At 57.5% G+C, this 12,356-nt stretch carries 9 protein-coding genes; 4 read left to right on the top strand and 5 right to left on the bottom strand.

Annotated elements, in window-relative coordinates:
* Nucleotides 1-238 precede the first annotated feature (238 nt).
* Together KIH75_RS07970 and KIH75_RS07965 are read left to right on the top strand one after the other, a co-directional pair.
* A complete protein-coding gene (locus KIH75_RS07970; protein ID WP_236028145.1) occupies nt 239-844 on the top strand; it encodes a DUF4230 domain-containing protein in 606 nt (201 codons plus the stop codon).
* A gap of 32 nt (nt 845-876) precedes the next feature.
* A complete protein-coding gene (locus KIH75_RS07965; RefSeq protein ID WP_219056216.1) occupies nt 877-1,926 on the top strand; it encodes an EcsC family protein in 1,050 nt (349 codons plus the stop codon).
* Nucleotides 1,927-2,458: 532 nt separating this feature from the next.
* Here KIH75_RS07965 and KIH75_RS07960 read toward each other — a convergent pair.
* The 4 genes from KIH75_RS07960 to KIH75_RS07945 are packed head-to-tail and all read right to left on the bottom strand — an operon-like array spanning nt 2,459 to nt 5,836.
* On the bottom strand, nt 2,459-3,541 hold the full coding sequence (locus KIH75_RS07960) for a hypothetical protein (RefSeq protein WP_219056215.1): 1,083 nt from the start codon (nt 3,539-3,541) through the stop codon (nt 2,459-2,461).
* On the bottom strand, nt 3,538-4,140 hold the full coding sequence (locus KIH75_RS07955) for an ABC transporter ATP-binding protein (protein WP_219056214.1): 603 nt from the start codon (nt 4,138-4,140) through the stop codon (nt 3,538-3,540). The genes KIH75_RS07960 and KIH75_RS07955 overlap by 4 nt, the downstream gene beginning before the upstream one ends.
* On the bottom strand, nt 4,130-5,194 hold the full coding sequence (locus tag KIH75_RS07950) for a peptidoglycan-binding domain-containing protein (RefSeq protein ID WP_236028143.1): 1,065 nt from the start codon (nt 5,192-5,194) through the stop codon (nt 4,130-4,132). Before KIH75_RS07950 ends, KIH75_RS07955 begins: the two co-directional genes overlap by 11 nt.
* 15 nt (nt 5,195-5,209) lie before the next feature.
* Entirely contained in the window at nt 5,210-5,836 is a 627-nt protein-coding gene (locus tag KIH75_RS07945) for a hypothetical protein (RefSeq protein WP_236028141.1), read from the bottom strand.
* Nucleotides 5,837-6,023: 187 nt separating this feature from the next.
* Here KIH75_RS07945 and KIH75_RS07940 point away from each other — a divergent pair, with 187 nt between their 5' ends.
* On the top strand, nt 6,024-6,698 hold the full coding sequence (locus tag KIH75_RS07940) for a response regulator transcription factor (RefSeq protein ID WP_236028139.1): 675 nt from the start codon (nt 6,024-6,026) through the stop codon (nt 6,696-6,698).
* Nucleotides 6,695-7,960, top strand: coding sequence for a sensor histidine kinase (locus KIH75_RS07935; protein WP_219056213.1), 1,266 nt, complete (start codon nt 6,695-6,697; stop codon nt 7,958-7,960). Before KIH75_RS07940 ends, KIH75_RS07935 begins: the two co-directional genes overlap by 4 nt.
* Nucleotides 7,961-8,477: 517 nt before the next feature.
* Here the strand turns inward: KIH75_RS07935 and KIH75_RS07930 are convergent.
* Nucleotides 8,478-12,212, bottom strand: coding sequence for a phosphoribosylformylglycinamidine synthase (locus tag KIH75_RS07930; RefSeq protein ID WP_219056212.1), 3,735 nt, complete (start codon nt 12,210-12,212; stop codon nt 8,478-8,480).
* Nucleotides 12,213-12,356 lie beyond the last annotated feature (144 nt).

The raw sequence follows: 12,356 nt of genomic DNA, 5'->3' as shown, positions 1-12,356 counted from the left end.
GTTCCGTCTCCTGGCTTCCAATCGCGGTTTTTTGTTTTGGCGAATGAAAATCGTACACAGGACGCGGGCCATGCCCTCCTGCGTCAGGGCCGGAATCCGAAAGTGCGCAAGATTTCGGACGTTATCAATGCAATGCGTGCAGTTATTGTCTCATGGACGGCATAGGGAATATCAAAGGAAAGAGAAGATTATGCCTAGGAATTCCAGAAAGAGTTCTATGAGGAACCCGATGGGAAGCATGAGCACCAAGACGAAGGTGATTGTGCTCATCGTTGCCATTGCGGTGTTTATGGGGATAGGGGCCGTTGGATACCGCAAAATGGAGGGAATCTTCAATCCGAAGAAGGCTGAGCCTGAAATCACCACCACGATTGTTTCCCGTCAGCTGCAGACGATGCAGGATCTGACCACCGCCAAGGAGAACGATTATGGTTTCGAGGAATTCTCCGAGGGGAACATCGCCCATGTGAACAAGAAGAAGTTCACGATGTTCTACAGTTATGAGATTCGTGCAGGCGTCGACTTGGCCAAGGCGGGAATCAAGGTGCATGACGACACTCGTACGATTTCGATTACCTTGCCCAAGGCCACGTTGCAATCCGTGTCGGTGGATCCCGACTCGTTGCGCTTCTTTGACTCGGAGAGCTCGTTGTTCAATGGCAATAAGATAACGGACACTGCCGAAGCGTTGAAGCATGCCAAGAAGTCGGCAGCTGATAAGGCTTCCAAGAGCAAACTTCTGCAGGAAGCCGATAAGCAGGCCAAGCAAATCGTGGAGAAAGCGTATTCGCAGGTTGCCAAAGCGAGCGGCTACAAGGTCCAAGTTCAGCTTGCTGGTAAGTAGTGAACATTCACGACCATGAAGGTAAGCACCCAATGACTAAATACAATGTTCCATCTCCAATTATTGATTTGCGCGAGAAGAAAAGTCTTGACAAGGTAACCCGAGACTACGAGAAGATGCTGGAACCTGGACCTGTGCAAAAGGCAGGCGATGTGATTGCCAGAGCCATTCCCGGACAGATCAAAACGCTTGCCGGGAACATGGGAGCTGCTGTTTCCCAAGCCGAAATGTACAAGCAGATTATGGACTATGTGGCTACAGCGTACGCGAAACTTGAAGAGCAGGCTGCGAAATACACCATCGACGAGAATAGCGTTTGCGAACGGCTGAACAAAATCCATGCGGATGACAAGATTTGTTCATTGGACGAAGTGTGTCTCATGAGGGAATATGACATTTCCAAAGCCGTTAACGATGTTAAGAACTGGAATCTTGGGTTTGCGGCTGTAGAAGGCGGCGCGACGGGTGCGGTTGGATTAGTCGGGCTGATTCCGAATCTGGCGGCCAGTACATTCCTATATTTTCGTGCGGTGCAAAACATAGCCATGATGTACGGATACGATGTCCGCAATGATTCTGAAGAGATGGAAATCGCGTCAGCTGTTTTGATGAACGCGATGAGTCCAGGGTTCGCTGGCTCCGGTGATCTTTCGATGATGATTGGGAAAATCATGGTTGCTGGAGAAATGGCGGCAGTCAAACAAGCGGCTAAAAAGGGGTGGACGGCAATGGCTCAGCATGCGGGTCTGCCATTGCTCATGGCGCAGATGCGAGCACTTGCCAACAATGCTGCAAAGAAGGCTGTACAGAACGCCGGACGGAAGACGCTTGAAAAGACGGTGTATACCAATGTTCTTGAACAGGTGGGGCGGAAGCTTACACTGAAGACCGCGCAACGAGCGGTGCCCATCATCGGAGGCGTGATCGGAGCTGGGCTTGATGCCTATCAGATGAACGTCATTCTTGACTATGCCGAGAAGTTCTACCGCAAGCGTTTCCTAGTGGAGAAGGAGGAACGCATTATTCAGTTGACATCCGATGGCATCGCTGAAGCTGTTGATGTATCGGTTAAAAAGTATTGAACAGATCCTCTCTCGATGGAGTTCCTTCCTGCGGACATTCATCAGTCGTTGAATATGCTGGTGATGTCAATCTCGACCATGCTTGGCTGTTGCTGACTTGTCTATGATGCTGGCTCGAAAAACTGCTGTCAGCGCAAGTTCATGGGCCATATGAGAGAAGGTTGGGTTCGAGTGTCTAGTGGGTAGACGCTGTACATGTCAAGCGCTGGCCAATGATTATGACGTAACGAATAGGCGTTCCGCTTTTTGATGGAATCCTTCATCCGGTTATAGGGTTTATCCCCATGTGGGTGCTATTTCGCCCAGAGAAGCAGGTTTTTGATCTGTGGTCAGGCTGGAGCGTGACGCTATCTCGCTTGTTTGTGGCATCTTTTTCGCTGTACCCCGAGTACGAGCGTTGCAATTCCGCGGTTCGTACTTGGCGTATCGCACTCTGAGTGCCATATATAAGCCACCTGGCAAAATCCCAACCCCCAAATCTGCCACAAATAAGCGAAGTAGCCTCGTTTCCGGCTTCTGCTTTGCTATGCCGCTATCGTTCTTTGAAGAACATGAAGAGATGATTTTCCTTAATTGCGAATGCACCTACTTCGGCTCCCAGCAGCAGTGATGCGCATCCGGTGAGAATCGGACATAGAGCGGTGAGAAGCACTTGTTGCCTGTCTATTCCGTCAATGCACTGCGTGACTTCCGCAAAGGATATCGGAACGGAAATCGCGGCGGACACCATGATAACAATGCCGGATTCAAGACATATCTGCAGCAGCAAAGCGGGTTTCGATATACCGCAGTGCAACGCGGACGCGAGTTCCAGACGGCGACTGCGGGTCACCGCGTAGCCTAAAGCGGCTCCCATGCATGCCGCAGCTGCAGGAAGAAAAGCGGTTGAACGATCACGATATAGGGATTGCCCGTTAAACCTCTCACCCAACGATGAATTGAGCTGCCCTAGCGTGATCGAACTATCCTTATCGGATTTCGCCGACGGCGTGAGCGCCGACCAGATAGCGTTCTCGGCGGAATCCGTCTGCGGCCATACGCTGACCCAGCACGAATCGAATGTGCCGCTGGGGGCAGTGGGGGAAAGGACCGCATACGAATACCCGGGGGTGCGTCCGTCATTGGGGTACGCGTAGGTTCCCCGAACATAAGCTTGCCTTCCGTCTTTCAGCGCAAGTGTGCTTCCTGCCCGAAGCCCCAATGTCTTTGCAAGTTCATTTGGGACAAGCACGCCCTGCGATTCGTCCTGTTCTTTCGCATGCAGCACGCGTGCGAAACCAGGTGTGACGGCATAGCCGGGAATCTTGGTGTCGGGCAGCGCCGACGCGATCAGCTGCTCGCTCTCCTTGATCGCTCCGGACGCTTGCACGTCGTTAAGCTCGGACAGACGCTCGCAAGCCTGCCCGTCCACCCCGCCTTCGGCATTGAGCACCATGATGTTTCCGCCTGAAGCCTTGTATTGGCTGGCTTGGTGAAGAATGTTCGATGATGTTGAAATTTCAAAAGAGGATGATCCGACAACAAGAAGGGTGAGAGCCAGAATGGTGAGGACGCAATGTGAGGAACCGCTGAGTATGCTGCGCCAAGCTTCGGAACAGACGGAAGATAATCTCATTGGAAACGCTCCAGGTCGATGATGTCGGTGCAGGCGTCACGGGTTCGGAGGTCATGCGTGGAAACGACGACGATGGTGTCGGTTTGCGCAATGCTGGTCAGCGTGTCGCTGACCGTTGCCGCGGTATGGATGTCGAGCTGGGCGGTGGGCTCGTCGACCAGCATCAGTGAAGGATGTGCCGCGAAAGCACGGGCAAGCATAAGACGCTGCGCCTCACCTCCGGAAAGCTCGGAAAATCGGTGATCGGCCACGACATCCAATCCGAATTGGCGCAATAACGGAAGCGCCTCTCGCTCGGCCTGCGCACGGGTGAGCCCCTTGGCGAGCAGAGGAAGCACGACATGATCCAATACGGTGCGTCGCGGTGTGCCGTGCGGATTTTGAAGCACCCATCGCATCGATGTCACATTCTGTGCGATGACGCTACCGTCTGTCGGTTGTATCCAACCGGCGATGATGCCCAGCAACGTCGATTTGCCCGATCCGCTTGGCCCGGTAAGCGCATAGACATGACCGGGAAGAAGCATCGCATTCAAATCATGAAACAGTAGCGGTCCATTACCGTAGTGGTGTCCGATATGGTGCAGCTCAATGTGCATCGCAGCTTTTCCTCTCCGGATTCGCCTGAATGCTGGCCGGTGCTTTGCCGTTCAAGGTAATCAACGTGCGTCCCAACGAACTGCCAACGATGTGGATTCTTCTGATCGTCCCATTGCCGCTGACGACGCAGCCGTCCGACTGCGTAAGGCCGACAAGCGATTCCGCGGGCACGGAATACACGTCAACCGCCTGTTTGAGACGATAACTTACGGAGACATCGGTGGTCTGTTCCCCGTCCTTGCGGTTCCCCGTGTACCCTTCCCAGGATGCCATCGCCTTGATGGCATCCTGATCAGTCACGGTGCCGTCATCACCGATGGGATAGTCCCGACCGTTGATTGTGATAACACGTTCGCCGGTCAGCCGATCCGTCGGTAGTGTTGCCGCTTTGATCGACTGGATTCCCTCAGCGGTTGTGAACGCCGCAGCGGAGGAGTCGTCGGATATCGTCGCCCCTAACTTGGCGGCACAACCGGTGGAGGCCAGATTCTCGCCGGGTATCCAGATCACGAGTGTTTTGTCGAATGTCTTGTCTTGTATGCTGCCCCCGTATTCTGCGTAGAGTCGGCGCCATGAGTCCCAGGTGTTCCAATCGAAGACCCCTGTTTGCGTTGCCCCGTATCCGAGCCGTGCCAGTTCGTGTTGCAGGGCTTTGACATCGGAGCCCGTATCTCCGAAGGAAAGATCGCGGTATAGCGGTGTCTCCGTGTATAAGGTCACCAGCGGGGTTCCGTCCATATCGTATTCCCGGGAGCCTGAAGCGATCACGCCATCCGCGGGGCACGAAACTTGCGTGATCTGCCCGGTTCTCCCGAACGGTATGCTTTGTGCCTGCAATGAGGAGACTTGTAGCGTTATGGTGCGTTCATCGTCGAAATGTTCGGTGCGTAGGGGAAGATTCCCCGTGCTTGACGACGGTTCGAGCGAAGTTGGTGTGCCGGAATGAGTGAGCCCAATGGCGAGCCCGGCGCCGGCGCAGAGACAGGCGACCATACACATGGCGGCGAATCCCATGCCGTGGGTTCTGAAGGCTTTGGCGAACGAGGAGAACATGGAGCGTGCGTATCCTCACTTATTCGGGTTTGCCAGGCATTGCGAGAACTGCTCTGAGCTGGTGTCCAGCTTCGAACTGCCGTCCGGCTTGGAGGATTCCGTAAGGTAATCCTGCTTGGTAAACGAATCAGGCACCAGCTTCCTGCGCTTCAGACAGCTTACGATCAGCTCGATTTCGTCGGAATTCGAAGGATTGGTGGTCATCCGTTCGTAAAGATCACGAATGAGCAGATTCGTTCCCTTGGCACAGGTGATGCTGTCCGAATTCACTTTGTCGGAATCGTAGTTCTGATCGTCAACGTCCATGCTTTCCTGCATCAGACCGGTGGATTGATCCGTAGTGAACGTTATCGGATCTCCTTTGGAAATCATGCACTGCTGGTATTTCTCGTTGGCTTCGCGATAGTCCGAATCGCTGATTCTCCCTGTTTTGATCGCCTTCTTAAGGGCTTGTCTCTCGAAATCGCTGGTCGCTGATTGCAGCGCTTGCCGCAGCTGCGACTCATACGATGCGGTTGTTTCGGAGCTTTCGGTGGCGGATGGAGATTCGGTTTTGCTTGCTGTATTTGCCGAGCAGGCGCTTAGCGGCAGCAGCAGGCAAACGATTCCGGAGATGAGAACAATGCGTAGTGGTTTGGACATGATGCATTCCTTTCAGCAGGCTTCGGTAGAACTCGGCGGAACTTTGGCGGAACTTTGGTGGAGGAACCCCACCTTTCGGAAACATAGGGAACAAGCTGCGGCGCGACGCGGTTTTTGCCTTGGAACTGACGGAATCTGACCTATTCCTGACCTTGCTGTTCGTGACTGCTAAGGTGTGAGTCACACAATGAAAAGGGTGGTGGCTGTGCGAGTTCTGATCGTGGAGGACAATGCGAATCTGGCCGATGTCATCGACATGGGATTGAGCATGGAAGGCCTGCAGACCAAAGCTGTATACGACGGGCGCGACGCCGTCGAGGAACTGAATAACGGCGGATACGATATGGTCATACTGGATCGTGATCTTCCAGGAGTGCATGGCGATGACATAGCGCGTATGCTGAGCGAGCGGCACGATGCCACGTATGTGTTGATGCTTACAGCCTCCGCGCAGACGGAAGACATCGTCCAAGGTCTGAATCTCGGCGCCGACGACTACCTGACGAAGCCCTTCGACTACGCCGTTCTGTTGGCGAGGGTCAACGCGGTACGGCGCAGAAAAAGCCTGGCTCATGATTCGGTGTTCCGCCGCGGGGCGTTCAAGGCGGACTTCCATACAGGTATCGTCACGGTCGAGGGACGAAGGCTGAGGTTCGGAGCAAGGGAGCTGGCCGTGCTGAGAACGTTGATAGAAGCGAACGGCGGCGTGGTGAGCACGGAAAGGCTATACAAGGAGATATGGCATGACGACCATGCCCATACCAGGGGAATCGTCAAAACCACCATTTATGCGTTGCGGACGAAAATCGGCATTCCTGATTTCATTGAGACGATTCCCGGGCAGGGGTATCGGATTCCATGAAAGGAACGAAAGGGGATATGCGCTTCCGGTGGTCCACGCGGAGGAGACTTGTTGCGATCATCGTGTCTGTATTCGTCGCGCTGACGGTGATTGTCTCCGTGGCGACATTCGTTATCGTCGACCGGCAGATCGATACGGTGACCGTAGGGCGTTTCGCGCCGGAATATGCTGCCGATGAACAGTACCAGCAACATGATTCCGCCGGTCCTTCGTCAGGCGGTGCCTATGTTTTGACAGGGAACGGCGCCCATACTGGCGGATTCGCCGTCACCGCTTCCCGGGGCAACGATACGGCCCGTAATCTGTTGCTTCTCACCAGCGTGGTGCCGATTCTGATATTCGGAACGTTGTCGGCCATAGCTACGTGGAGCATATGCACTCATTCGCAGCGCAGGATTGATACGGTCGCGCAACAGATACGAGCTTCGGATTCCAACCTGTCGCGGCATCCCATACAAATTCCCGAGGAGAACGATGCCGCATCCGTGATAGCCGGTGCCTACAATGACGCAATCGGTGATGTCAATGCCGCCATTGCCAGGGAGAAACGATTCATAGCCGATGCGTCGCATGAACTCAAAAACCCGTTGACGGCAACATCCACTGCGTTGGAAATACCGGTGCATAACGGCTTGCTGGATGATAAGGCCCTTCCTTTCGTCGAGAAGGCTCTGGCTTCCAATAGATCGTGCATCGCCTTGGTCGGTCGACTTCTGGATTTGGCCAAAGTGCAGCAACTGGAGAGAGGAGAGCTGTCGAACATTGCCGTGAGTGCCGTTGTCGAAGAAGTGATTACGACACTTTTCGATGGCGGAATTCCGAGGGGACTAACCTTGCATAAACGGTTGGATGATGTTCGAATGCAGGCTGATCCTCTGCTGTTCGCTCAGCTGGTGAAGAATCTGTTGCTTAATGCCGTGCAGCATAACGTGGCTGGCGGAATGATATGGGTATCCGCTGGAGAAGCCCCTGAGTCGGACAATCAATCCGGCGCGCGCATGATGACGCTTGTAATCGAGAATACGGGGGTGGATTTGCATGGCGTGGATCTCGATGACTTGTTCACGCCGTTCAACAGGGGGAGGAATAGCAGAATCGTGGAGCGAGGTTCCTCGGAGAGACCGGCGGGAACGTTGGAGAACCATGGTTTGGGATTGTCCATCGCCAAGGAAATCGTGTTATTGCACAAGGGGACGATACGGCTTCAAGCCAGGGATGGTGGCGGGCTTCGTGTTGTTGTGAACATTCCGGCGTCGTCATGAGGGTATTGAGAGAGTCGAGAGGGTCGAGAAGGGCAGTGCTGAACGGCTAACTCGCTTATATATGGCGGATTTCGCCTTGTTACGGAACCTAGGTGGCTTATATATGGCACCGAATCGGCGATATGCCAAGTATGAACGTTGCAATTGCGCGGCTCGTACTTGGCGTATCGCGTTTTGAGTGCCATATATAAGCCACCTGGCAAAATCCCAACCCCCGAATCTGCCACAAATAAGCGAAGTAGCCTCGTTTCTGGCTTCTGGTACCCGGTTCTCGACTCCGACCAAGGCCGATACTCAGTCAACCCGCGAGCCCCCCAGCTATCCCCGGCCGTTCCCGCCGCAGAACACAGGCGGACAAGCAGCACAAAAACGGCCGAGGGGCCGCGCCCCGGGAAACCCCGGGAACGCAGCCCCTCGGCTGTTGCCATATCGGCTTACGTGTTGCGCGAACGCAGGTTCGCGCAACACCGTGGCTGCAGTGGCCACATTAGCCGCAGCGGCCACAAATCAGCGGTTATCAGGCGGTGAAGTATTCCACGCCGGCTTCGAACAGCGGCTGATCCTTCTCGCCCGGCACGTTCTTGAACGTGCCGTTGCTGTAACGTTCCGAGTGGCCCATCTTGCCGAACACGCGGCCGTCCGGGCTGGTGATGCCTTCGATGGCCAGCAGCGAACCGTTCGGGTTCACGTCCAGGTCCATGCCCGGCACGCCGGCCTCATCCACGTACTGCGTGGCGATCTGGCCGTTGACCTTGAGCTGGGCGAGCACATCGTCGGACGCCACGAAGCGGCCTTCGCCGTGGGAGATGGCGATGGTGTGCATGTCGCCCACGGAGGTCTTGGCCAGCCACGGGGAGAGGTTCGAGGCTACGCGGGTGCGTACCAGGCGGCTCTGGTGGCGGCCGATGGTGTTGAACGTCAGCGTCGGGCATTCGGCGGTCATCGGCACGATGTCGCCGTACGGCACCAGACCGAGCTTGATAAGCGCCTGGAAACCGTTGCAGATGCCGAGCATCAGGCCATCACGGTTGTTCAGCAGGTCGCGCACCGCTTCGGTGACGGCGGGGGCGCGGAAGAACGCGGTGATGAACTTGGCGGAGCCGTCGGGCTCGTCGCCGCCGGAGAAGCCGCCGGGGATCATGATGATCTGGCTCTTCCTGATCCCCTCCACCAGGGCTGCGGTGGATTCGGCCACGGCGGCCGGGGTGAGGTTGTTCACGATGAGCGTGCTCACGTCGGCGCCCGCGCGTTCGAACGCGGCGGCGGAATCGTACTCGCAGTTGTTGCCCGGGAACACGGGGATGATCACGTGCGGCTTGGCGACGCCGGTGCCGGTGTACACGGTCTTCTTCGGAGCTTCGAAGGAAACGGCCTCAACGGTCTTGCCCTTCTCCTCGCCCTTGGAACGGTACGGGAACACGGATTCGATGCCGCCTTCCCAAGCGTCCTGCAGTTCGGCCAGATCCAGCGTCTCACCGGCTGCCACGAATTCGTAGGCTTCGGTGGTTTCGCCGATCTCGCCGACTTCGACCAGGTTCGACACGGCCGGGATCTTGGCGCCGTCGGCCAGTTCCACGATGAAGGAACCGTAGGCCGGGGTGAACAGGTCGTCCACGGCGATATCGGAGGAGAGCTTCACGCCGATCTGGTTGCCGACGGTCATCTTGAAGATCGCTTCGGCGGTCGCGCCGTAGCCCGGCGTGGACACGGCCAGCGCATCGCCGAAATCGGTGAGCTCCTCGACAGCGGAGAACGCTTCGAGCAGCGCATCCTTGTCGGGGGTCAGGCCGTCTGCCTGGTAGCGCGGGGCGATGCGGACCACGCGGTGGCCGGCACCCTTGAACTCCGGGGAGGTGGCGCGCTTCATGTTGCCCACGGCCACGGCGAAGGAGATCAGGGTCGGCGGCACGTCAAGCTGTTCGAATGTGCCGGACATGGAGTCCTTGCCGCCGATCGCGCCGGCGCCCAGATCGACCTGGGCCATAAGCGCACCCAGCACGGCGGCCATCGGCTTGCCCCAGCGTTCCGGCTCGTCGCGCAGCTTTTCGAAGTATTCCTGGAAGCTCAGGTAGGCCTTCTCATGTTCGAAACCGGCGGCGACCAGCTTCGAGAGGGATTCGACCACGGACAGGTACGCGCCGGTGAACTGGTTCTTCTCCATGATGTACGGGTTGAAGCCCCAGGCCATCGCGGAGGCGGTGGTGGTTTCGCCGAACACCGGCAGCTTGGCGACCATGGCCATGTTCGGGGTCAGCTGCTTCCGGCCGCCGAACGGCATGAGCACGGTGCCCGCGCCGATGGTGGAGTCGAAACGCTCCGAAAGGCCCTTGTTGGAGGCCACGTTCAGATCGGTGAGCATGGCGTGCATGCGTTCGTTCAGCGTGCCGGAAGACCACGGGGTGGTGTAGTCGTGCTGCGCTTCGACGTGTGCGACCTGATGCTTCGGGGCGCCATTGGAGGCGAGGAATTCGCGGGACAGGTCCACGATCGTGTCGCCGTTCCACACCATCGTCATGCGCGGATCCTCAGTCACGGTGGCGATGACTTCGGCTTCGAGATTCTCCTCGCGGGCGTAGCCGAGGAACTCGTCCACATCGTCGGCGGCCACGTCCACGGCCATACGTTCCTGGGATTCGGAGATGGCCAGTTCGGTACCGTCAAGGCCCTCGTACTTCTTGGAAACCTTGTTGAGGTCCACGTACAGGCCGTCGGCCAGCTCGCCGACCGCCACGGACACGCCGCCGGCGCCGAAATCGTTGCAGCGCTTGATCAGACGGCAGGCGTCGCCACGGCGGAACAGACGCTGCAGCTTGCGTTCGACGGGCGCGTTGCCCTTCTGCACTTCGGCGCCGTCCAGTTCCAAGGATTCCACGTTGTGCGCCTTGGAGGAGCCGGTCGCGCCGCCGATGCCGTCACGGCCGGTACGGCCGCCGAGCAGGATGATCTTGTCGCCGGGGGCGGGGGTTTCGCGGCGCACATGGTCGGCCGGGGTTGCGGCCACGACCGCGCCGACCTCCATACGCTTGGCCACGTAGCCGGGGTGGTAGATCTCGTTGACCTGACCGGTGGCCAGACCGATCTGGTTGCCGTAGGAGGAGTATCCGGCGGCGGCGGTGGTCACGAGCTTGCGCTGGGGGAGCTTGCCTTCCAGCGTTTCGGAGACCGGGACGGTCGGATCGGCGGCGCCGGTCACGCGCATGGCCTGATACACGTAGGAACGGCCGGACAGCGGGTCGCGGATGCAGCCGCCGATGCAGGTGGCCGCACCACCGAACGGTTCGATTTCGGTCGGATGGTTGTGCGTCTCGTTCTTGAACAGGAACAGCCAATCCTCGTCGTGGCCGTTCACATCCACCTTCACCTTGACGGTGCAGGCGTTGATCTCCTCGGATTCGTCGAGATTCTTCAGAATGCCGTTCTTCTTGAGCCATTTCGCGCCGATCGTGCCCATATCCATCAGGCACACGGGCTTCTCGTCGCGGCCCAGCTCGTGGCGCATCTCAAGGTACTTGTCGAACGCGGCCTTGACGGCGGCGTCGTCGATCTGCACGTCGTCCAGCTGCGTGCCGAACGTGGTGTGACGGCAGTGGTCGGACCAGTACGTGTCGATCACCTTGATTTCGGTGATCGTCGGATCGCGCTGTTCTTCGGTGAAATGTTCGCGGCAGAACTGCAGGTCGGCCAGATCCATGGCCAGACCGCGATCGGCGATGAACTGTTCGAGTTCGGCGTCGCTCATGGAACGGAAGCCGTCGATGACTTCGACCTTGCCGGGCACCGGCACCTGGGTCTTCAGCGTGCTCTTGACGTTCAGGGAGGCTTCGCGCGCCTCGACCGGGTTGATCACGTAATGCTTGATGGCGTCGATGTCGGCTTCGGAAAGCTCGCCTTCCAGCGCGTACACCTTGGCGGAACGGACGGTCGGACGCTCGCCCTGCGAGATGAGCTGGATGCATTCGCTTGCGGAATCGGCACGCTGATCGAACTGGCCGGGCAGGAATTCGACGGCGAACACGGTCGCGCCGCCGAAATCGGGCAGGTCGGCGGACACGGTGTCGACCTGCGGCTCGCTGAACACGGTGGGCGTGGCCTGTTCGAACAGTTCCTCGCTGATGCCTTCGACATCGTAACGGTTGACGATGCGGACGTTCCTCAGGGCGCTGATGCCGAGGATCGTCTTCAGCTCATTGCCGAGCTGCTGGGCCTCGACGTCGAAACCCTGCTTCTTTTCCACATATACGCGATAAACCACGTGCTGCTCCTTGAATTGAATACGTAGTGGGTTGTGTGATTGGCAGTGTGTTTGGTTGTGGTGCTCTTGGCGACCGGCGGGGGAGCGTCCGTCCGGGGCGTGCCCGCCTGTCGCAAAGAAAGAAGCCCGCATCCGGATCGGCGG

Source organism: Bifidobacterium pongonis (assembly GCF_019331805.1).
Taxonomy (GTDB): domain Bacteria; phylum Actinomycetota; class Actinomycetes; order Actinomycetales; family Bifidobacteriaceae; genus Bifidobacterium; species Bifidobacterium pongonis.
This window is presented reverse-complemented; position numbering and strand designations above follow the sequence as displayed.